Consider the following 22,497-nt stretch of genomic DNA (forward strand, 5'->3'; position numbering starts at 1 on the left):
TAAATTAAGTCAGTAGAGTTAAGAAATGAAAGAATGTTATGGCCGACTATTAAGTAGACGGCCATAAAGTATTGAATTAATTAGCGTTGGCACTGGCCTGAACAAAGCTATAGTAGAATACAGCGTTAGGATCATTAGAAACCTTTCTAAGTTCAACCCTCATCTCATCAACAGTTTCCTGCTCCACTCGTCCTTCTTTTACAAGCTGAGGGGCCGCAGACAAAAGAAGCTCGCACCAATAATCGATAAATTCTTTTCTCTTATCAGGCTTGCGATTATCAAGGTGCCATGTTTTAGATTCCACCTTTATATTTCTAAAGCCTTGTTGCATAAGTAGGTTTCCAAGTTTTGCACCAATAAAAGGATCTCCGCCCATATCGTATTGGTAGTCGTTAAAGGCCTGCCAATACTTCCAAGTACTAGGTGAGTATGGATCAAGTAGGAAACTTGAGTTCATAACCTCTGTGATATAAATGCGCCCACCAGGTCTTAGAACTCTTCTTGCTTCAGACAGAACTTTGGCCGGCTCTGGCACGTGCTCAAGAATCCAGCAAAGAAATGCTCCATCAAATTTTCGTGAATCAAAAGTAAGATTTGTCGCATCCATTTGATGAAGTTCAAATCGATCTTTAAATGCACCATTAAGAGTGTTTCCAAGAAACTCTTTGGCCGAAGAAAGTTGATGTTCACTTCGATCAACACAAGTAATATGCATATCAGGAAATCTTCTTAAAAGGATTTCTGTTTGAGCACCAACGCCACTACCAATCTCAATTAATTCTTTTACTCTTGAAAGATTCACATCTTTGTAAACAGTTTGTTCTGCAAAGCGGGCCTGAGCTCGCAGTCGATCTTGTTCGGCCTTATCAAATCCGTGAAGATATGGAAATTCACTTGGTTTAATTTTATTTGTTTCATTATTATCAGACATATTTACCTCAATAAAGTTTGAGTAATTATAACATGAATGGCCCAAGCGTGATAGATTTGCTAAGTTAGAATAAATCGTTAACGGAGTAAAATATGCAATTAATCTTAGGAAGTTCATCACAATTTCGCCAGGCACAACTAAAGCAACTCGGCCTAGAATTTACATGTATCTCCCCTAATATTGATGAAGAGTCTATCAAAACTCAAGGTCTTACTCCTCTTGAAGTCTCTCGTGAGCTTTCCCTACAAAAAGCACAAGAAGTACTTAAAACGAATCAAGATGCAATTATTATTGGTGGAGATCAAGTCCTAAACTTTAAGGGCGAAATCTTTAATAAGCCAGAAACACCAGAAAATGCATTTAATCACCTAAAACGCCTGCAAGGCCAAACTCACGAGCTAATCACAAGTATTGCAGTTATCTCAAAAGATAAGCAAGTTATCGAAACTGTTGTTTCAAAAATGACAATGAAGCAACTTAGTGATGAGCAAATCAAGCGCTATATTGAAATCGATGAGCCTCTATGGAGCTGTGGTGCTTATAAGTTAGAAACACTTGGGATCGCGCTTTTTGATACAGTCGAGTGTCCTGATCATTCATCGATTATTGGCCTGCCACTTATCTCACTTTCAAAAATCTTAGAAGAATTTGGGATAAGAGTACTATAAGTTACTGAAAAAGCTTAAAATTACAATATCAGACTAAACAACTCCCCTAAAGGTGCCGATATATAATCGATATCTATTAATGTGAGGGAGTTATCATGATGAGAAAGAGCGCCATAGTTGTCGTTATGGCAACCAGCTTAATTGTTTCAAGCTGTACCAAAGACTATGCGAATATCAATAGTAGGAAGATCTCCTCTGTGAGCCTCTATGGCCCTGAACTTGAAACATATTACGATCATGAAGAGTTAGAAAACTACCAAAATAGAATTGAAGAGATTCTTGTCTGGCGACATAAGGCCATTGACTTTATTATAGATATCCAAGAACAGAAAGTATTAAGAAGTGATCAAATCACTACGATGCATGAAGAAGGGACCGAAACATATAAAAGCTTCAGAGACGCAGTCTGGCCTAAAGTAGAAGAAACAATGTGGGTTGTTGATAAGTACAATGAAATCACTATCACTTCAAACAAAGCTTCTCAAGTTTTAGAAAAGAAGAAAAAAGTAAAAAGGCCAGGGGCCCCTCATAAGAATGAATCGAATAATTACCGATGGGTAAAGTACAAAGAAATAACAATCAACCCTAATGATGAATTAGGAAAGACTCTTATCTATGACATGAAAATGGCCATCGCCACTTCCCTTGTTATGTATGACAATTACATGATCGTTCTTTCACAGATCCAAGAAATGAAAAAGATCCGCCACCTTATCAATTACGACAACGCCGAACTTAAAAATCAGCTAGCTAAGATTACCTATAGCTATAATAAATATGATAACTATAATCGTATTGAAAGAGGGCTAGGCCTATATCACGATCTATTAAAATTCAATCATGACAATAAAGTCGTAGTTGACCGTGCAAATTACTATCTTGATTCACTCATCCAATCATCACAAAGTTTTGAGAAGCTAAATAAAGAATTTAAGAGAGGAATTTTTGGTCGCAAGCTATCAATGATCTGGCGCTATATTGGTGACTACTTCAAAGAAAGTAAGAATAACGTTACTCACGTTGTTTCTAAAGGTTTTGGAAATACAGCAGGACTTGTTCAAACAAGACGTGGAAAACTTTATGATCCAACACCACAAAGAATTCAGGAGCTTGAATCACAACTTGAGCCTCTTGATGTTTTACTAGAAAAAACTCCATTTAGACTTACGGATAAATTTATTCCTGGACACTGGGGACACGTTGCTATTTGGACGGGAAATAAGGCCCAGCTACAAGAGCTAGGAATCTGGGATCACCCAGAAGTTGTGCCATTCCACGATGAGATTGAAAATAAAGGAAAGAGAATTATTGAAGCGCTTAGACCTGGCGTTCAATACAACACCCTTCACCACTTTATGGATATTGATGACCTAGCAGCAGTTCGCTACCAGAGAGAACTTACTCGCGAGCAAAAACAAGATTACTTAATCAATGCTTTTAAACAAGTAGGAAAGGTATATGACTTTAACTTTGATGTTGAGACAGATGAGAGAATCGTTTGCTCGGAGCTTGCCTACGTAACATTTGATGATATGGAGTGGCCAGTGGCCAAGGCCGCTGGACGTTATACCATTTCACCAGACAACGTTGGAGAGAAAGTCGGCGACAACTTAGACTTTAAAACAGTTGTTCTTATACACGATGGGAAAGAAGTCATTGGCGACTTAAATGCAGGCTTTAGAAAACTTATGAAAGACAGTAGTCTATAATCGATTTAAGACAGAGAATTTCCAAGCTGGGGAATTCTCTGTTTCTTCAAAGAATGCCTCATCACTTACTCGAAATTCACTTCGGTCAAATTTAGGAAAGAAAACATCGGCCTCTCCTTCATATTCGACTTCTGATAAATAAATACGATCAACCTTTGGAAGATAGTATTCATAGATAAACGATCCACCAATAACCACGGCCTCTTTAACGCCTGATTCTTTGAGATCTTTTAAAACAACTTCGGGATCCGTGAAAACATCACAACCTTCAATTTTAAGTGAAGGGTCGCGAGAGATAACAATATTGCGTCTCTTAGGCAGAGGTCTGCCGATTGAATCATAAGTCTTTCGTCCCATGATAATCGGCTTACCACTTGTTATTTTTTTGAAATTTTTAAGGTCTTCGCTAATATGCCAAAGCAAATCATTGCCCTTGCCTATTTCGCGATTCTTTCCTATTCCAACAATTAAAGAGAGAATCAAACTGATACCTCACCTTTAATATGTGGATGGGCCTCATAATTTTCTAAAGTGAAGTCTTCATATTTAAAATCAAATATTGACTTAACTTCAGGGTTGATCTTCATTGTCGGTAGCGCATGTGGCTCGCGAGTCAATTGAAGCTGTGCCTGTTCGATATGGTTTAAATAAAGGTGAGCATCCCCCATTGTGTGAACGAAATCACCAAGCTTTAAGTCACAAACTTGAGCAAGCATCATTGTCATTAGTGCGTATGAAGCAATATTAAATGGAACGCCTAAGAAGATATCGGCCGATCTTTGATAGAGCTGACAAGATAATTTCATATCAGGTGAAACATAGAATTGAATAAATGAGTGACATGGAGGAAGGGCCATATTATCAACATCGGCAGGATTCCATGCAGTTAAGATGTGACGACGAGAAAAAGGGTTTTCACGTAGACCTTTAACAAGATTAGCAACTTGATCAACCTCTTCTCCACTTGGAGTTTTCCAGTGACGCCACTGATAACCATAAACTGGACCTAGGTCACCATTTTCATCTGCCCATTCATCCCAGATACGAACTTTATTTTCTTTAAGGTAAGCAATATTTGTATCACCCTTTAAGAACCAAAGAAGTTCATGAATAATTGAACGAAGGTGACACTTCTTAGTTGTCACTAAAGGAAACCCTTCTTCTAAATTATAACGAGCTTGATATCCAAAAACTGAAATTGTCCCCGTACCTGTACGGTCTTCTTTCTTCTGACCATTTTCAAGCACGTGCTTCATTAGATCTAAGTATTGTCTCATCCGTGTGTCTCCCTAGCTATGTGTGTATTTGGTGTGTTTTGTCTAAAGTTTATTATACAGAATCAAGCACAGTTTTAATAGCTTGCAACTCGTCAAAAAGGCCCATAAAATATTACAAATAAGGGAATATATCATGATAAAAATCGGACTAGAGCGTCTTAGAGATGACGCAACTTTACAAAATAAAATTACAGGAAATATCGCACTACTGTGTCACAGTGCAAGTGTTGATTCAAAATTCAAAGTCGCCCCAATTATTTTCAAGGAAATTTTTGGAGATCGATTCAAGAAACTCTTTGGGCCACAGCATGGATTTGTTAGTGATGTGCAGGATAATATGGTTGAGACAGACCACTACACTCACCCATTTTTTGGAGTACCTGTTTACTCACTTTATAGTGAAACGAGAAAGCCTACAAAGGAAATGCTTGAAGGAATTGATACTTTTGTTGTTGATCTTCAAGATGTGGGAACACGTGTTTATACTTACATCACAACGGTGACTTACCTTTTAGAAGAATGTGCCAAGAATGGCATCAAGGTAGTTATTCTCGATCGCCCAAATCCAGTAGGATTAGAAAAGATCGAGGGAAATATTCTAGAGACAGAATTTAAATCTTTTGTTGGTGCACTTGAAATCCCACAGCGCCACGGCCTTTCAATGGGAGAATACGCCCTTCTTGCTAAGAAGAAACTAAGTATTGATGTCGAACTTGAGGTTATCGAAGTCGAAGGACTTACGCGATCAATGTTTTGGAAAGACACTGGACTTGCTTGGGTTAACCCATCACCAAATCTTCCGACACCAGAAGGCTCGCTTACTTTTTGCGGAACTGTTCTTTACGAAGGAACAAATTTAAGTGAAGGACGTGGGACAACTCGCTCCCTTGAAGTTGTGGGCCACCCTGCGATTGAGGCCTACTTATTTGTTGACTCACTAAAAGAAAGCCTAAAAGAAATCGATAATGGAAGCTTCATTTTACGTCCAGTTAACTTCATGCCGACATTTAATAAGCATGCTGGTAGTGCTTGCGGAGGTGTTCATATTCACGTCACAAATGAAAAAGAGTTTAACTCTTGGCAAGTCTCTCAATATCTTTGCCGTGAATTTAAACGCGCCTTAGGAGACAAGTTTGAATGGGATGCCAAGGATTATGAGTACGCCTTTGGCAAGCTTGCCATTGATCTTATTAATGGATGTGAGTTTGTAAAAGACTGGGCCAATCGACTTGGCAGTATGAGTGAGCTACGTGAATTTGAAACGAGGGGCCATGCTGAATACTTAAAAGAAATCGAATCGATTAAAATTTATAAATAAAACAAAGGCCCGACATCAAATTAAAAGTCGGGCCTTTTAATTTCTAGTTATAAGTTTTCATTTGTCCTGAATTAAAGCGTGCTAGATAGTCATTTACTTTTGCTTTAAGTAGATTAGAAAAACAAATCATCCCAATAATATTAGGGAAAGCAATTGAAAGCAGCATTAAGTCAGCAAAGTCTAGGACGTGACCAATCTTAAGAACAGGCCCTAGAATAATGATGAAGACATAACAAAGACGGTACATCTTTACACTTTTAAAACCAATCCATTTTTCAAAGAGAAATAAAGTTGCTCTTTCACCATAATAAGACCATGAGATAACTGTTGAGTAGGCAAAAACACAAATTGCCATAAGAAGACAATACGGGGCCCAGTCACCAAGTGTTGAAAAGGCATAGGCCGTCATTTCCACACCCTTACCCGCAACAGCTGGGTTTTCATATGCTCCAGTTACAAGAAGAGTAAGTGCCGTAATCGTACAAACAATATGAGTGTCAATAACTGGCCCAACCATAGCAACGACACCCTCTCTTACAGGCTCACTTGTTTTGGCCGCAGAGTGAGCAATAGCAGCAGAACCAAGTCCGGCCTCATTTGAGAATGACGCTCTTTGGATCCCAACTAGCATAACTGCGAAGGCACCACCAAAGGCCGCATCAGGAGTCATGGCCTCTCTAAAGATCATAGAAAACATATGTGGAATATTTTGATAATTAGAAAGAATAATTGCTAGACATGTAAAAACATAGAAAGCACACATAATCGGTACAAGTTTTGAAGTTACATTACCAATTTTCTTAATACCACCAACTAGAACAACACCGGCCAGGAATGCTAGAACAATTCCAACAACCCATGGGGATGCATCAGGGTGCTGATCAGCAATGATTTTAAAAGTTTGATTTGCTTGGAAAAGGTTCCCACCACCAAATGAAGCACCAATAGTCATAATTGCATAGAAGATACCAAGAAACTTTCCAATCCAAGCAACTTTCGTCAGCTTAAACATTTGAGTAAGGTAAACCATTGGCCCACCTAGCATGTCACCACTTGAAGTCTTGTGCTTAAACATTTGTCCAAATGTTGATGAAGCAAATTTCATCGACATTCCAAAGAAGGCAATGATCCATAGCCAAAGAACAACCCCTGGGCCACCCTTACCAATAGCTAAGGCCACACCTGCAATATTTCCTAGACCAACTGTTGCAGACAGTGCAGAAGTTAGGGCCTGAAAGTGAGTGATATCACCCTCATCCTCAGGGTTATCATACTTACCGCGGATAACATCAATAGCGTGCTTAAATAGACGCACATTGATAAAACCCATTCGAATCGTAAAGAAGAGTCCACCAAAAACCATAACAAATAAAATAAGTGGCATTTCGATGAAAGGAATTTCCCAGAATAAGAATGGATAATACTTTCCGTTAATTATGCCAAAGAATTCGTTAATTCGCTCTTGAAGGTCAACTTCCGTTTGACCATAATCCTGAGCATACGTACTTAGGCCGATGATAGAGAAAATGAGTCCCATCATCGCTCGTGACATTGCGATTTTAATCATTAAACAATCCTTTGTTTTAGTTCTACTCTCTCAAAATATGTATGTGTTTTTTATTGTCTTACAGTAAATTTTATAGAAACTTTATTGATCTTGTCACCTTTTTTATTTTCTGGCCTATCAAAATCGTGTATTCTTATCTCTATTAAAGATTTAAAAGGAGTAAAAAGTGAGTAAGTTACCAACGCTTGATGAAGCGATTGAAATTGTAAAACCACTTGTGAAGTATTCAACAATTGATAATCAAAAACATATCGACCTTTCTGTTGCAACAGCAGATAAGAGATTTCTTAGCCAACAGGCCCTAATGGTCATCAAAAGCTCAATTGAAGCTGGCCAAGCAGATGAAAAAGAAGTGAACGCTCGCCTAGGGCTATAAGCTTAAATCAGTGCAGATTCCCTGTTAAGTGATGAAAAACGCTTGCAGGAATCTGCGAAACTGAAACCTTGTCTACCATCAATACACCCTTGTAAGCCTTACACCATTTAAAGAATGTCATTTTAGAAAGTGTTAAAATGAAAATATGAAAGCACTACTTCTTGCACTATTCATTTCAACTCAGGCACTTGCAGCTATCCCACTTAGTGGCGATGATGAAAGATCAATTAATAATATCTCTCAAATCCTAAAGCAGGACCAAAAGCTTAAAGAGATGACTAAGAGGCTTAACCTTGCCATTTTAGAATATGCAAATATTAAAGATCTTGCGCATCGAGACTACGGGCCAGAACTTAATGATATGGCCAATGAGCTGACACATTTAAATGATTACGCGAGCGAGATTTCGCCAGAATACTTAAAAGCATTAGAAGAAGATATTGAATATATCCATCAAGATTTAATCGAGATGAGATAACCCCTCCCCCCAATGAATATGAAATAAAAAGACCGATGTAACTCGGTCTTTTTATTTAATCTGCTCTAAGAAATTTTTGATAGATTAATTTATAATCCTTACCTGAGTGGTCACTAATAAAGATCTCACTCTGTTCTATGGCCATACCATAGTAGCGAGAGGCCTTATTGATATCAAAGCGGTATTGATATGATCGATATAAGTAATATTTTGAATCATTATGCTTAGTATAGATCCCGACATCAAAACGATCGTCAGAGACAACATTATAAACATAGTAACGAGAACCAACTAACTCTTGAACCTTTGGAGCTGGGCCAACATTATTTAATGTATAGTCACATAGAGAGGCCATATAGAGATTATTTTCAGTCGGAATTTGTGTGATAAAATTCTTAACGACTCCCCTCGTTCCTTTAAAGACCGGAGTTGATTGATAATCATTAGGAACTTCAATATAAACACCAATATTTGAAATATCTCTTACTGTAGGATCACCATAGTTTTTTTGACGACGAGAGAAGATAAAATCTTCCGAAAAACGACTTCTTAAAATATTATCGTGATACTCTTCAAGAGCTTCACACATTTTAGTTAGACGAGTTAAGCTTACACCAGTTAATAATGTATTTTTAATTTCTAAGGCCTGACCAGCGCGAATGACACCGCGATCACTATCTCCCCCTTCTCCGTAATCATCGCAAGAAGAGAAAGTAAGGGCGATTACAATTGGCCACAGTAAACCTGAACCGATTTTTTTAAGCATTAGAAACTCCAATTAAAAATATAAAAGTCATCTCTTATTCTAACGAATAAAAAGAAGTTAAGTTCTGATAATTTCTTACAATTATTTAATCAATAACACGATAATCGGCTTCGATCACATCTTTATCATGAGATGAGCTTGGCCCTTGTTGAGACTTATGTGCAGAACGGTAAGCGGAATGCTCGTACTGCTGGTGTTTTTGTGCTGAAGGCTTAGAATCTGAAAGCACACCAGAGTTTCGAAGAAACTTTCTTATCTGGATAAAGATAAAATAGAAAATGGCGGCCTTAATTAATGCTGCAAACATGCTTAAAATCTAGCATAAAAGTGGCCAAAATATCATTAAAAATCTTAACTACGTGAAATTATTTTGTTATAGTGTGAGCAATTTCGATTTATATAGTTTAAGCAGTAGGTATCATATGACACAAAAATTAAATCTTGTTCACTGGGCCGATATGACGGCAGACCGCATTATCCGTCAACATGGCGACAAAGACGACTATGTTGTTGCCAGTGGGATCACACCTTCAGGTGTTGTTCACTTTGGAAACTTTAGAGAAGTAATCACAACTGACCTTGTAGCACGTGGACTACGCGCTCGCGGTAAGAATGTTCGCTTCATCTTTTCTTGGGATGATTACGATACATTTAGAAAGATTCCAGCAAACCTTCCTAAACAAGACGAGTTAGCTCAGTACCTATTTCAACCAATCGTTGATACTCCAGACCCATTTGGAGAACATGATAGCTACGCTGCTCACCACGAGCACAACTTTGAAGAGCAACTCAAAAAAGTTGGCGTCGACGTAGAGCCAATCTATCAAGCAAAAAAATATCGTGCTGGAGATTACAAAGACCAGATTAAACTTGCTCTTAATAAGAGACTAGAAATTCGCGATATTCTAAACCAGTACAGAAAAGAGCCATATGGTGATGACTACTATCCGGTATCTGTTTACTGCGAAAAGTATAAGACTGATAAGACGACAATTCTTTCATGGGATGGAGAGAGCAAGTTACGCTACAAGCATAACGAGCATGACTATGAAGGTGAAATCGATATTAATACAACAAGTCTTGTGAAACTTCCTTGGCGAGTTGACTGGCCAATGCGTTGGGCATTTGAAAAAGTTGACTTTGAACCAGGTGGAAAGGATCACTCTTCTCAAGGTGGATCTTTCACAACAGCAAAAGACATTGTAAAAATCTTTGACTGGGAAGCGCCAATTTACCTTCAGTACGATTTCGTATCGATTAAAGGTCTTGGTGGGAAGATGAGTTCTTCAAAAGGTAACCTTGTTACTGTAAATGATATCCTAAAAGTATATGAGCCAGAAATGGTTCGTTGGATTTTTGCTTCTTATAAGACAAATGTCGACTTTGCGATCTCGTTTGATCTTGATGTTCTTAAGACTTACGAAGATTATGATCGTCAAGAGCGTCTAGCTTATGGGCTTGAGCAAGGTAACGAAAAGAAAGTTGCCATGGCAAAGAGAGTTCTGGAATTATCACAAATTGGAGAGCATCCAGCGCAGTGTCCATTCCAACCATCTTTTAGACACCTTTGTAACGTTCTTCAAATTAATGATGGTGACATTGAGGCCGCTCGTGCTTTCTATGCTGACCAAATTAAAAATGACAGAGACGAAAGACGCTTTAGAGAAAGAAGTGCTTGTGCTCTTCACTGGCTACAAGAAAACGCTCCAGAAGAATTTAAATTTGCTATCAATAAAGAAGCTGTTGATATGCCTCTTGAGCAAAATGTTCGCACATACCTTGATAAGTTAGTTGCTCTTTGTGAGTCTGAGTGGGACTCAATTGCAGATGATAAAGAGTTCAATGATAAGATGTATGAAATTATGCACGAGCTAGAACTTAAGCCTGCAGATATTTTTGCACCAATTTATCAAAAACTAATTTCACGTGAAAAAGGACCAAAGCTTGCAGGATTTATCCGTACAATTGGTAAAGAGCGTGTGATTAAGCTTCTAAAGTAATCAAAGCTTACTTAAAGAGTTATTTAAAAACTTTTTTAAATACTAGGCCATCCTTTGCGATGGCCTTTATTTCAATTGGATAATCCCTAAATTGTTTTAAGCGTCGCGCGACTTCAAGGTCGCTCTTAGATAATAAACAAAGTTTAAATTTATTCTTATCGATATAACATGAGCTTAAATGTGTATGGCCAATCTCGGCCTTAATTATCTCTAGGCCACACTTACGAGCTTCGCTTTCAAGCTCCAGCATTGCATTCATAATCGTCTTATAATCAGAAACACTCTGGGCAGTCCCTTTAAAAATTTTTGATTCTAAAATAACGTCGCCGGCCAAGTGAAAGCGTATTTGCATCACTTCCCTTTTGATGACCCCATAAAGAGCATAGGAGTGGCGCAAAAGCTTACGGTCCCACATTGTTGGACTACAAATCAGCTGATCATTGCAGTATACCTGCTGTCCTGCAGTCTTCAGGTTTACGTACTCATTGCTTAAGGCGTGAATTTTAACTCGATCAAAGAAGCTCATTTCCATATTAAAATGATCGGCGTTGCCAAAAGTAAGTGTGAATAAATTTTAAATATTGATCATAATCGGCAAAATAGTGACATTAGGGGCCCAAAAACAGGGCATTTTTGTAAAATGTACAACTCGAAAATGTCATTTTTTGTGAAAATTCTTAGAATTTCTTACATTCGGCCTATTTTCTGGCCCGCTAAATTATTGAAATTGTCACTTTTGTTCTTTGTTCATAAAACTAACTTAACAAAATAAAAGAAACGAGAGGGGTTTTATTTATGAAAAAATTTTTAGTTGCTGCTGCTTTATTAGTTACATCTGCAATGGCCATGGCCGAGACTTGTCATGTTGATATGGTTGCCAGAAATGGACGCTCAATTGATAAATTCTCATCGTATGATTACAACTTTGAAGCTGCTTGTCGCCAGGCCCTAAGGCAATGTACACGCGAACAAGATAGAAGGTCATATGACCGCGTTGTTGCTCGTGCTACATGTACAGTTACATCAAGAAGGCCAGTTCCACCACCACACCAAAGAAAAGAAGTTTGTTCATTTAACTTAGTAAACACACAAAACGGAAGAGTTGTTAATACATTTACAGCTCAAGCAAATAACGAGCACCAAGCTTGTCGTAAAGCAGATGATAAGTGTTTTGATGCAAGATACACAAAACAAAACCCATGGAAATTCTCTTGTGAAAAGGTTCGTGGAGGTTCTAGGCCACCAAGACCAAACCCAACTGTGACAAGATTTTGTACTGTTGATAGAATTGCAAATGGAACAATCTCAGGTCGTGTTGTTCAAACATACACTTCAAGTGCAACAGCGAGAACAGCTTATGAAGCAGAAAGTCGTGCATGTCAAAAAGCAACTAGTGACTGTGCAATAGATGCAAGATATAGCCACCGTCGTGACACTTGTATGAGAAGATACTAATCTAAAATTTTTTAATAAATCTAATACTCCATTAGATTTTGGTTGTAAGAAGGGGGCGCCTTTTCCAGGGCGCCCTCTTTGCGTTTTGGGCATATTTTGATAGGATAACTCCATAAAAAGTGAGGTATTCAATGACAAATAATGTCTATATAAACCGCCGTAAAAAGCTACTAGAAATGATGGATGACGGAATTGCAATTATTGCTTCCGCTACATATGCTCATAAGAGTAATGACACAGAATTCCCATTTCGCCAAAACTCAAACTTTCGTTATTTAACAGGCCTAAATGAAGCCGATAGTGCTCTTATCCTTTCAAAGAAAGGTGGGGTTGAAAAACAGATTATCTTTGTTCGTCCAAAAGATGAAATTGCAGAGATGTGGGCCGGAAAAAGACTTGGCCCAGTAAAGGCTAGTGAGCTTCTTGGAACAGATGAAGGTTACTCAATTGAGGAACTTGATAAGAAACTAGAAGAACTTCTACCAGGACACAAAAGTCTTTACGTTCACCTAAGTGAGCGCACTGATATTGCAGATAAGGCCAGAAAAATTGCAGCTTCACTATTTCACAAGAAAAGAGCGCAACAAGAGCTGCCACCAGATACATTTAAAAATGTAGGCCACTTAATTGAAAAGATGCGTTTTATTAAAGATGAAACAGAAATCGCCACAATGAGAGAAGCAATGATCGTTACAGATCGTGCTCACCGTGCGGCCATGGCACTTGCTCGCCCAGGGGCAACAGAGCAAGAAGTAAATGCACTTATGACTTACCTTTTCATGAAGGGGCCATCTCAAGGAAGTGCATACGATAATATTATTGCAGGTGGAAATAACGCAAACTGCTTACACTATATCAAAAATGATGAAGTTCTAAATGAAGGTGACCTTCTTCTTATCGATGCAGGAAGTGAGCTAAATGGTTACGCAACAGATATCACAAGAACATTCCCAGTTAGTGGAAAGTACACAGGTATTCAAAAAGAAGTTTATAATATCGTTCTTGAATCACAGCTTGCGGCCATTGAATTATCAAAACCGGGTAATAACGCAACAATCCTTCATAATAAAGTTAGTGAAATCCTAACTCAAGGTCTAATTGATCTTAAGGTTCTTGAAGGAAGTGTTAGTTCAAATATTGAACAAGCAAATCACAGAAAGTACTTCCCTCACGGAACAGGTCACTGGCTAGGTCTTGATGTTCACGATCAAAACCCATACTTAATTGAAGGGACAAAAGATCCAATGACTTTCACAAAAGGTTGTATCTTTACAATTGAGCCTGGACTTTACTTCAACAATGAATTCTCAAATATTCCAGAAGAGTTAAAAGGAATTGGAATTCGTATCGAAGATAATATTCTTATCACTGATGATGGATACGAGAATCTATCTCACATGATTCCAAAGACAGTTGAAGAAGTTGAAGAAGCTTGTGCAAAAGACGTAAAGGAATTCCTACTGTAATGAAAACGACAAATCTTCTTTTAATAACTCTTTTTATTTTAATAGGTGCTTCTTGTGCCTCCAATGATAGACGAGATGATGAAATTCATCTCGTTCATTGGAATATTAAGGAACTTGATACTGCGAAACTAAGTAAGAAGAATGACCAACTTACAAGTGTTAAAAATATTCTAGAGAAACTTGATTTCGACGCTATTAGCGTAAATGAAATTCAATACGACCTTCCTAATGGAAAGAATCTAGAAAAGCTCTTGGGTCAATTAAAAGAAGATACAAGTGAATTTGCCTTTAGCTTCACTCAGGCAAACACTGGAAACAAAGCAAAGAAAGTAAATGGAAAGTACTCTAAGGATCGCAAGAATGCCGACCAAGTAAATTACGGACTTTTCCCAGGTCAGTACTCAACAGGTTTCGCTTCAAAGCATCCAATCAAGGAAGAGATCATCGTAAAGGATCTTCAGTGGAAGGAGTTTAATCCCGCCGCAGACTTTTCAAAATTTCGCGATGGTGGCGGAAAGAAACTTCCAAAAGAGATGCAACTTTTTGATAAGAGCTTCACTCACCTCGTCATTGAGGTCGCAGATAAAGAAGTGCATATTATTCTTCTTCACACAGTTCCAAGTTATCACTTTGGAAATCGCCAGACGCCAAACTATGAAAGAAACCGTGACCAACTTCGTTTTCTTGAGTGGTATGTAACTGGTGCAACAAATTTCAATGTGAAACTTCCAAAGAAGTATGCTCACTTAAAACCAATTCATAAAGAAGATCGAGTGATCATCATGGGTGATTTCAACACTTCAATTTATATGAATAATCCTGGCTCTGTTGTCCTTAGAAGATTATTTAATCACCTAAGTCCTTGGCTCAAAAATCCAGGGCCAACAAATGAGCGCCAAACTTTTGCCGGCAATCGTAATCCACTAACACTAGATTATATTGCTTACAGGGGCCTAAAGCTTATGGATTCTGGAATCTATAATCCAGAGACTCTTGTTAATAAAGGCAATGTCTTTTGTACGCCACCAAGTGAGCTACCAAAGTATATGGTTAAAGGATTAGATAAGCGTGTGACTTGTATTGATGACGATGCCATTGAGCTAAAGAAGGCAAGTGATCACTTCCCTATTTGGGCAACATTTCGATTATAATTTAAAAATAAAGTAATTAAACATTACGATTGAGGATAAAGCCACCGATTAATTCAAGTGGTTTTATCGTCTCTTGTAGTCGCTCTTCATTGAATCCACGTGCAATTAATTCAGTGCGGATTTCGTGAAGGATATCACGGGCCTCATCAATTAGTGCCTTTGCCTCATTTTTGATATTGAATACACTGCTAGCGATCTCATCGAGATTTACAATATCCTTTAGTTCACCACCTTTTTGGTAGGCTTCCATCTTAAGAGGATTGGCCGCAAGATAGTCATAGACAACTGAGTTAACTAAGTTTTGCTCAAGGTCGAGGTGAGCATCTTTTAAACTCTCTCCGTCACTGAAATCAAGTGTGTCATCGACCATTTGGAATGCAATACCAATGAGATGTCCAAAGCGTGCGGCCTTAGCTGCCAACTCTTCATCTTCAACACCAAGGTAGGCTCCAGACCAACAGCACCACCCCATAACAGAAGCTGTTTTATGGAAGGCGATATTTTCAATAACTTCTTTTGAGTATTTACGAGACTCAAGAGCATCAGACTGAACCCATTCACCAATGGCAAGGTCTTGAATAACTTGAGACATGCTTTGTAGAACTTTAATTGAACCAATTTTTGAGAGACTTAAGATAACATCTGCCAGTAGGTAGTCTCCAGCAAGTACGGCCTTCTTATTTGATGCTTCAACATTAATTGAAGGATTTCCACGCCTTTGCGTTGCGCCATCGATAACATCATCGTGAGCAAGTGAAGCAGCGTGAACCATTTCAATCGCACGAGCACAAATCGTCACATCCTCTTTCTCATGCGCATTAAAAAAATCTGCCATTAAAAATGTCAGCATTGGGCGCAGGCGTTTTCCACCAGATAAAACAGTTTTAGCGAGAACTTCCTTAATGGATTTAAGGCAGTTTTCAGACTTAATATCAAGGTCAATATTGACCGCTTTCTCTAAAATTTGTGGAGGGATGCTTTCAAAAAATTCGTTCATAGTTTTTTCCGTTTTAATAGTAATACCACTTGTCGAAAGGGGCCGTAAATGATTAATATAACGCAAATACTATTGATAAACACTGCACTGCAGAAGGACTGATTAAATATGAGCAATAAAGAACTTGCTACAAGAAAAACGAAGTCATTTGAGATCTTTGATAAGATCGCTGGTACATACGATTTACTAAATCACATCCTTTCATTTGGTATTGATATTTACTGGCGTAAGGTGGTTATTGCCAACCTTCCAAAGAGAGAAAAACTACAATGCCTAGACCTTGCTTGTGGAACTGGGGATCTTACAATTGCCCTTGCCCGCGCAAAAAACGTTGAGAGCGTAACAGGAATTGATCTATCGAAAGGTATGATTGAAATCGGTAAGAAGAAAATCGTAGCAAAGAAATTAGATCATAAAGCCAAGATGCATATTGGTGATGGCGTTGAAATTCCAGCGGCCGATGAAACATTTGATGTCACAAGTGTAAGCTTTGGTATTAGAAACTTCCCTGATTTCAAAAAATCTCTACAGAATATGTACAGAGTTATTCGTCCAGGTGGAAGAAGCTTTGTCCTTGAGTTTTCAATTCCAAAGAATTTTATCTTTCGTGGAATTTACTTCTTCTACTTCAGATACTTACTACCATTTGTTGGAAATTTAATTTCAAAGCATAAGGATGCCTACACTTACCTAAATCAAACTGTAGAAGACTTTCCATATGGACAGGAATTTGCGGACGAAATGACTAAGGCAGGATTTAAGAATGTCAGATTTATTACTCTAACATTTGGAATTGCCACTCTTTACATTGGAGAGAAGTAATTGCGTTTATCTGCTAATAACCTTCAAATTGATATTATCAATGCCTTGATTAAGCTTGATTGCTCAAGTGAAGATTTAATCAAAGGCAGTGAATATAGCCTCTATAAGTTTGAAGCTGGCTTTAATAATATTTCATCTATTATTGATCACTTTCAAACTTTTAAGAAGTTTTACTTTTTAAACAAGGACAAGGACACAGAAATCTTGGCCCTTGGTTCATGGCGTGACTTCAACTCTCTTTATCACTATGAAGACATTGAACGCCTTATTGAGTCACATGACTTCTTAAAAATCTGTGGAGCACAGCGCTTTAAAGCTGAAGCAGACTCTCTCGAATGGCACGGCCTTGAAGACTGCTCGTACTTTGTTCCCAAGGTTTTAATTGAATCAACTCCTCAAGGAGTCGATATCAATGTGATTCTACCAAACTCTTTCTTTGCGGATGAGCAAAATAAGAAACAAGCTCTCCATGAGTTAGCGATCACTTTAGATCCGAATCCTAAGCATACCCTTAGTGATTATAATCACATTACAAAGAATGTGTCTGAAACGAGCAAGAATCAGTGGAATAAAATTGTGAAGGCAGCTGTTTCAAAAATTAATCGTTCACAGATATCAAAGATTGTTCTCTCAAGAAAACTTAAGGTTTCTTTTAAGAATCCAATTTCCTCTTATGGACAATTTAAAACGTTGAAAGAAAATAATAGTCACAATAGCTATAATATCTTATTTCAATTTTCTCCTCACCAGTGTTTCTATAGCGTAACACCTGAGACTCTATTTAAACTTGATGGTAGAAAAATCTTTATTGATAGTCTTGCGGGGACGACAAAAAGAGGTGCAAATAAACAAGAGGACGATGCTCTTGAGCAAACACTTCTAACAAATACAAAAGAGCTAGAAGAACACAGACATGTCTCTAGCTATATTGAAGACACACTTGCGAGTCTTGCAAGTGATATTGAAATCACAAAGAAAGAGCAAATCTTAAAGCTTAAGTATATTCAGCATATTCACACTAAGTATGAGGCCATCTTAAATGAAAATGCAAAACGTAGTGATTTAATCACACACCTGCATCCAACTCCAGCTGTAGCGGGACTTCCAAAGCCACTAGCGATGGATCTCATTAGTGAACTTGAGACAAATTCAAGGGGGCTCTATGCTGCACCAATTGGTTATTTTTCAAAAGATAGAACTGAATTTGCTGTAGGACTAAGATGTGCCCTTGTGGATAAAACAGACCTTCATATCTATGCGGGTTGTGGAATCGTCAAAGACTCCTCGGCCGAAAAAGAATGGAATGAAACCACAAATAAAATGAAGAACTTCACTGAAGTTATCAAGGCCAAATCATGGACAAATTTCCAATAACAGAAAATCTTTCAAGACTTTGGGCATCCATTATTGTTGATGAGTTAGCAAAGAACTCAATCACACAATTTTATACAGCTCCTGGTATGCGAAATGCACCAGTTCTTGCAGCTGCCCACTACCATGAGTTAGTCGATACCTATTCTTACTTTGATGAAAGAGCACTAAGCTATAGGGCCCTAGGGCGCTCAAAAGTTTCGGATTCAATTCCCCTTCTGACTTGTACTTCAGGAACGGCCATGGCCAATTTCGCGCCGGCCATTATTGAAGCAAATAAATCGGGGCTTCCACTAATTATACTTACGGCAGATAGGCCAAGTGAGTTAGTAAAAACGGACTCGAATCAGACCATTGACCAACTTAGTGTCATCGCTGATCACACTTGCTATAACTTAAGCCTTGAAGCACCAAATGAAGCATTAAGTGCCACAAGACTTAGAACTCTAATTTCAACGGCCATAGGTCGAGCAAAGATCAACAAGAGACCGGTGCATATCAACCTACCTCTTAGAGAGCCTCTTGACTCAACAGCAATGCCTATTTCCAAAGAATACCTAGAAAAGGCACGAGAAAGTTTTAATGCAAATGGAGCAAAGGTTATCTCAAGCGCCTATCAAACATATCAAATGGAGTTTGAATTAGGTCAAAAGCTAGTTGAAGCAAAGAATATTCTACTTGTTATTGGTAAGCTTGATGGAAAGAAAGATCTTGAACACTATCAAGACGCTCTGATGAAAATCAAAGTCCCAAAGTATCTTGATCTAACAAGTGGATTAAAGTATCAGTTTTGCTTAGAAGACTACCTAACACCTAATTTTGATCATCCAGAAGTCTTAGATGTCTATGAGCAGAACCCGCCAGATATCATCATTCATATTGGTGGACGCTTAGTTTCTAAGCACTACTATAATTACTTAGAAAGAAATAATTGTGAGCTTATCCATGTAACAAATGTGGACTTTGATCACGACCCTGGTTTTTCTAATACACACAAAATCATCTGTGACCCACTCTCATTTCTAAATGGGCTTGTTAAGCTAGAATTAAACCAAGCACCACCAGTGATGTGGCATGACTTTGTCGAGAAGAAAAGGGCCATCATTGAAGAGCAAGAGCTAACACAGCCATTTATTTCTAAGAATATCATTGAAAATATCGACGACAATTATGACTTACTTGTAGGTAACTCAACTATTGTACGAAGCTTTGATAACTTTGTTTCTAGCAACTACAGATCAAATGTTAACGTATTTAGTAATCGCGGTGTAAGTGGAATTGAAGGCTTTGTTGCAACTCTTGTTGGACTTAGTGATGAGAACGATAAACCAAAACTTCTCGTTCTAGGTGATATCTCGTTTAAGCATGACCTAAATTCACTTTATATGCTTGAAGAAGCGGCCAGTGCCGGAAAGAATCTAACAGTTATTATCATTAATAATTTCCAAGGTGATATTTTTAACCTTCTTCCAATAGCAAAAGAAAAAGAATTTCTTCCTCTTCTAACAACACCACACAAAGACCGCTTTGATCGCCTTATCAAGGCATTTGATGGACTCACTTATCAGTGTTGTGAATTCAAGAAAGACTTTAATAAGCTAGTGGCAGATGCCCTAAGTACTAAAGGTGTCAATATTATCGAGGCCATCACTAATAACGAGTCAAATTTGGCACTCTTTAAAAAATTAAAAACAGTAAAAAGGTAAAATAATGAGTCAACTTGTAAAAGGATTTATAACTGCAGCAAGGCCCAAGACATTACCGGCCGGGGCCTCTCCGGTTATCATGGCCACGGCAGCGGCCTATTTTGATCAAGGTGATATTAGTTGGATAATATTTGCGATCACTCTTGTCTGCACTCTCCTCTTACAAATCTCTTCTAATCTAATTAATGATTACTACGACACCCAAACAGGTGTTGATACACAAGAGCGTTTAGGCCCAGAGCGTGTCACAAGCACAGGCCTTGTAACTCCACAGACAGTAAAGAAGTTTTTCATTGCTACATTGGCCATGGCCTTCTTACTTGGAATCTTTCTCATGAATGTTGGAGGACTGCCAATTATCATTGTTGGCCTTGCCTCAATTCTTGGAGCCTACGCCTACACAGGTGGCCCTTTCCCACTATCTCACTACGGCCTTGGAGAGCTTCTAGCTCTTGTCTTTTTTGGCAATATTGCAGTTTGTGGAGCTTACTATCTTCAGGTGGGCACAATTAATGATTCAATTATCCTTCTTAGTCTCTATCCGGGCCTACTAAGTGCGGCCATTATGGCCATTAATAATGCTCGTGATATCGAAAGTGATAAGGCCGCAGGTAAGCTAACACTTGGAATTTTACTTAATAGAATGATGAAGAATGCCTCAAGCTGGCTGCCTTTAATCTTTGTTATTATTGCCTTTGCCGTCTTATGCGGACATTCTCTTCTCATTTTAAGAAGTGGTCAGGCCATGGCCCTCGATCTTTTTCTTTTCATTTTAACTTTGGTATTTTTAAAAACATGGACGTATCCTATTAAGAATGGGCCATCGCCGGCCTATAATGAAAGTCTTGCCCGTACAGGTAAGTATCTTTTCATTTCAACTCTTATTTATAGTGGGGTCATGTGGCTAAGCTAGTTCTTAGACCTATATACAAAGAAGTTCATAATATGCGCTTAGCACTTAAGGCGCGTGCAAAAGAATATAAGAAGATTGATTACTTTGAAGTGGAAGTCTACATTAAAGAAGAAGTCTTCACTTCCTATATCACCCAATTTGCCTTCTTCTATGAGAATCAAGAACTCGAACACGAGTATGAGATCGACTATCCCCTTGATGAGTTTATTAAGGGCGATTTATTTGAAGCTCCTATTATTAATGAGAAGGAGATTCCAAATAATGTTATCTTGGCCTTTGAGTATGCACTCATTAAGTTCTACCGAAAAGTAAATGGTAACAATGATTACTTTAATCAGGCCAACAGCGTGAGGATCAATTTACTTTATCAAAAAGGCCTAGACTTAAAATTCCATTCACATGATATTTTAAAATATAAAATTTCCACAAGCTCCAACACTCATGATGTGATCTCAGACCTTAACTCATTGGCAGCTAAGGGTGTAAGACTGCGCTTAGATGGAAACCGTAGTCTTGATAGTTCTGTTTTAGAAAGCATCCTTTATAATCTTGAACCTAAGACAATTGAAGCAATTGAGTATATTGAAGAGCCATTTAGTGATCTCGGACTATGGGCCCAAAGCCTATGGAGTGATCGCATTGCCCTGGCCCTTGATGAGAGCTTTGAGTTTCAATTTAGAAAGAATATTCCAGAAGAAGTTAATCATATAATTCTTAAATTTGGTGTCAATATCAACGTTTTTGAATTCTTCCAGGTAAGGCGCGACAAGAGAAATTGGCAGATTATTGTCACAAGTGGACTTGAGTGCCCTCAATTATTTAACTTTGTTATTCATTTAGCAGCTTTAGAAAATAATTCCGCAGGCCTTTCAACCTTCAATTTCTACCAAAATGGGTTAAAATTATTTAAAGAATTTCAACCTGAAAAGAGTTTGCTAATAGCAAGGCCTCTTTAATCTTTGTGTTGAAGAGTTTTAACAAATTTTAAGGAGAAGTTATGTTTAAAGTACTTGGTTTAACAGCACTACTAGTTATGGGATCTTGCTCATCATTTCATTCAGATAAGTCTGGAAAGTCATGTGATCGCTCACAAAAGAGCTGTTGTGCAAAAAAGAAGAAGGATTGCAAGGACTCTAAGAAATGCGAAGGTAAGACATGTGATCGCAAGAGCAAAAAAGCTAAAAAGAAATCTTAATAATCGATTCTATCGATCATGTAATAGAGGGCCTGCACATTTTGCAGGCCTTTTTTTTATCCCTATTCGAGTTATAATATTGGCAGGAAAAGGAGTTTTTCATGAAAAAAATTATCTCTCTACTTACCCTGTCTACACTAGTTTTATTTAGCGCCTCGTGCTCTTCAAGCACAACTCGTGATGTCGCTTCTGAACGAAAAGATTGTAAGGAAACATCTGTTCCTGACTACGAACAATATTACGAGAATTACGAAGACTGTAATCAGCTTTAAAAAACTGCAAAGACAAATTTATATTGTAAGTAATTCATACTTAACACAATTCTGTTTTT

The 22,497-nt window shown here is 38.0% G+C and carries 24 protein-coding genes; 16 read left to right on the forward strand and 8 right to left on the reverse strand.

The annotated features are described in order from the left end of the window. Positions 1-76: 76 nt before the first annotated feature. Positions 77-931: a class I SAM-dependent methyltransferase gene (locus tag ABMA72_RS01840; RefSeq protein WP_393055762.1), complete on the reverse strand. Its 855-nt coding sequence runs from the start codon at positions 929-931 to the stop codon at positions 77-79. Between the two features lie 92 nt (positions 932-1,023). Between ABMA72_RS01840 and ABMA72_RS01845 the strand changes: the two genes are divergently transcribed. After that, complete coding sequence (locus ABMA72_RS01845) at positions 1,024-1,599, forward strand: Maf family protein (RefSeq protein WP_392860776.1); 576 nt, start codon at positions 1,024-1,026, stop codon at positions 1,597-1,599. A 95-nt stretch (positions 1,600-1,694) separates the two neighbouring features. Then, positions 1,695-3,308, forward strand: coding sequence for a YiiX/YebB-like N1pC/P60 family cysteine hydrolase (locus ABMA72_RS01850; RefSeq protein ID WP_393055765.1), 1,614 nt, complete (start codon positions 1,695-1,697; stop codon positions 3,306-3,308). Here ABMA72_RS01850 and ABMA72_RS01855 read toward each other — a convergent pair. After that, positions 3,303-3,791 (reverse strand): dihydrofolate reductase, encoded by a 489-nt coding sequence (locus tag ABMA72_RS01855; RefSeq protein WP_393055768.1) that lies wholly within the window; start codon positions 3,789-3,791, stop codon positions 3,303-3,305. The genes ABMA72_RS01850 and ABMA72_RS01855 overlap by 6 nt on opposite strands. Beyond that, positions 3,788-4,585, reverse strand: a complete 798-nt coding sequence (locus ABMA72_RS01860; RefSeq protein ID WP_392860781.1) for a thymidylate synthase — start codon at positions 4,583-4,585, stop codon at positions 3,788-3,790. The genes ABMA72_RS01855 and ABMA72_RS01860 overlap by 4 nt, the downstream gene beginning before the upstream one ends. Positions 4,586-4,718: 133 nt before the next feature. On the opposite strand from ABMA72_RS01860, the gene ABMA72_RS01865 reads away from it, so the two are divergent. Further along, complete coding sequence (locus ABMA72_RS01865) at positions 4,719-5,903, forward strand: exo-beta-N-acetylmuramidase NamZ domain-containing protein (RefSeq protein ID WP_393055771.1); 1,185 nt, start codon at positions 4,719-4,721, stop codon at positions 5,901-5,903. Between the two features lie 43 nt (positions 5,904-5,946). Here the strand turns inward: ABMA72_RS01865 and ABMA72_RS01870 are convergent, their stop codons facing one another. After that, the gene (locus ABMA72_RS01870; RefSeq protein WP_393055774.1) at positions 5,947-7,470 is read right to left on the reverse strand and encodes an alanine/glycine:cation symporter family protein; all 1,524 of its coding nucleotides are present in this window, start codon (positions 7,468-7,470) and stop codon (positions 5,947-5,949) included. 166 nt (positions 7,471-7,636) lie between these two features. Here ABMA72_RS01870 and ABMA72_RS01875 point away from each other — a divergent pair, with 166 nt between their 5' ends. Continuing rightward, positions 7,637-7,846 carry a hypothetical protein gene (locus ABMA72_RS01875; protein ID WP_392860784.1) on the forward strand — a complete coding sequence of 70 codons (210 nt, stop codon included), beginning with the start codon at positions 7,637-7,639 and terminating at the stop codon, positions 7,844-7,846. A 145-nt stretch (positions 7,847-7,991) separates the two neighbouring features. Continuing rightward, entirely contained in the window at positions 7,992-8,324 is a 333-nt protein-coding gene (locus tag ABMA72_RS01880) for a hypothetical protein (protein ID WP_392860785.1), read from the forward strand. A 55-nt stretch (positions 8,325-8,379) separates the two neighbouring features. Here the strand turns inward: ABMA72_RS01880 and ABMA72_RS01885 are convergent, their stop codons facing one another. Further along, complete coding sequence (locus ABMA72_RS01885; protein WP_392860786.1) at positions 8,380-9,090, reverse strand: hypothetical protein; 711 nt, start codon at positions 9,088-9,090, stop codon at positions 8,380-8,382. An 85-nt stretch (positions 9,091-9,175) separates the two neighbouring features. Continuing rightward, a complete protein-coding gene (locus ABMA72_RS01890; RefSeq protein WP_392860788.1) occupies positions 9,176-9,397 on the reverse strand; it encodes a hypothetical protein in 222 nt (73 codons plus the stop codon). A 115-nt stretch (positions 9,398-9,512) separates the two neighbouring features. Between ABMA72_RS01890 and lysS the strand changes: the two genes are divergently transcribed. After that, the gene (gene lysS, locus ABMA72_RS01895) at positions 9,513-11,090 is read left to right on the forward strand and encodes a lysine--tRNA ligase (protein WP_392860789.1); all 1,578 of its coding nucleotides are present in this window, start codon (positions 9,513-9,515) and stop codon (positions 11,088-11,090) included. A 19-nt stretch (positions 11,091-11,109) separates the two neighbouring features. On the opposite strand, the gene ABMA72_RS01900 is transcribed toward lysS, so the two are convergent. Next, positions 11,110-11,622: a hypothetical protein gene (locus ABMA72_RS01900; protein ID WP_393055777.1), complete on the reverse strand. Its 513-nt coding sequence runs from the start codon at positions 11,620-11,622 to the stop codon at positions 11,110-11,112. A 263-nt stretch (positions 11,623-11,885) separates the two neighbouring features. Here ABMA72_RS01900 and ABMA72_RS01905 point away from each other — a divergent pair, with 263 nt between their 5' ends. The 3 genes from ABMA72_RS01905 (at position 11,886) to ABMA72_RS01915 (ending at position 15,162) form a co-directional block, all read left to right on the forward strand. Continuing rightward, on the forward strand, positions 11,886-12,545 hold the full coding sequence (locus ABMA72_RS01905) for a hypothetical protein (RefSeq protein WP_392860792.1): 660 nt from the start codon (positions 11,886-11,888) through the stop codon (positions 12,543-12,545). Between the two features lie 131 nt (positions 12,546-12,676). After that, the gene (locus ABMA72_RS01910; RefSeq protein WP_392860794.1) at positions 12,677-14,011 is read left to right on the forward strand and encodes an aminopeptidase P N-terminal domain-containing protein; all 1,335 of its coding nucleotides are present in this window, start codon (positions 12,677-12,679) and stop codon (positions 14,009-14,011) included. Continuing rightward, a complete protein-coding gene (locus ABMA72_RS01915; protein ID WP_392860795.1) occupies positions 14,011-15,162 on the forward strand; it encodes a hypothetical protein in 1,152 nt (383 codons plus the stop codon). The genes ABMA72_RS01910 and ABMA72_RS01915 overlap by 1 nt, the downstream gene beginning before the upstream one ends. A gap of 16 nt (positions 15,163-15,178) precedes the next feature. Here the strand turns inward: ABMA72_RS01915 and ABMA72_RS01920 are convergent, their stop codons facing one another. Then, positions 15,179-16,159 carry a polyprenyl synthetase family protein gene (locus ABMA72_RS01920; RefSeq protein ID WP_392860796.1) on the reverse strand — a complete coding sequence of 327 codons (981 nt, stop codon included), beginning with the start codon at positions 16,157-16,159 and terminating at the stop codon, positions 15,179-15,181. 108 nt (positions 16,160-16,267) lie between these two features. Between ABMA72_RS01920 and ubiE the strand changes: the two genes are divergently transcribed. The 7 genes from ubiE to ABMA72_RS01955 all read left to right on the forward strand — a co-directional run bounded on the left by ubiE (position 16,268) and on the right by ABMA72_RS01955 (position 22,438). Then, a complete protein-coding gene (gene ubiE, locus ABMA72_RS01925) occupies positions 16,268-16,981 on the forward strand; it encodes a bifunctional demethylmenaquinone methyltransferase/2-methoxy-6-polyprenyl-1,4-benzoquinol methylase UbiE (protein ID WP_392860797.1) in 714 nt (237 codons plus the stop codon). Beyond that, on the forward strand, positions 16,982-18,355 hold the full coding sequence (locus ABMA72_RS01930; RefSeq protein ID WP_392860799.1) for an isochorismate synthase MenF: 1,374 nt from the start codon (positions 16,982-16,984) through the stop codon (positions 18,353-18,355). Next, positions 18,337-20,058, forward strand: a complete 1,722-nt coding sequence (gene menD, locus ABMA72_RS01935; protein ID WP_392860801.1) for a 2-succinyl-5-enolpyruvyl-6-hydroxy-3-cyclohexene-1-carboxylic-acid synthase — start codon at positions 18,337-18,339, stop codon at positions 20,056-20,058. Before ABMA72_RS01930 ends, menD begins: the two co-directional genes overlap by 19 nt. 4 nt (positions 20,059-20,062) lie before the next feature. Further along, on the forward strand, positions 20,063-20,971 hold the full coding sequence (menA, locus tag ABMA72_RS01940) for a 1,4-dihydroxy-2-naphthoate octaprenyltransferase (RefSeq protein WP_392860802.1): 909 nt from the start codon (positions 20,063-20,065) through the stop codon (positions 20,969-20,971). After that, entirely contained in the window at positions 20,959-21,927 is a 969-nt protein-coding gene (locus ABMA72_RS01945) for a hypothetical protein (protein WP_392860803.1), read from the forward strand. The genes menA and ABMA72_RS01945 overlap by 13 nt, the downstream gene beginning before the upstream one ends. A gap of 41 nt (positions 21,928-21,968) precedes the next feature. Continuing rightward, complete coding sequence (locus tag ABMA72_RS01950; protein WP_392860805.1) at positions 21,969-22,166, forward strand: hypothetical protein; 198 nt, start codon at positions 21,969-21,971, stop codon at positions 22,164-22,166. 101 nt (positions 22,167-22,267) lie between these two features. Further along, positions 22,268-22,438 (forward strand): hypothetical protein, encoded by a 171-nt coding sequence (locus tag ABMA72_RS01955; RefSeq protein ID WP_392860807.1) that lies wholly within the window; start codon positions 22,268-22,270, stop codon positions 22,436-22,438. Positions 22,439-22,497 lie beyond the last annotated feature (59 nt).

Origin of the sequence: Halobacteriovorax sp. CON-3 (assembly GCF_043196995.1) — a bacterium.
In the GTDB taxonomy this organism is placed as follows: Bacteria; Bdellovibrionota; Bacteriovoracia; order Bacteriovoracales; family Bacteriovoracaceae; genus Halobacteriovorax_A.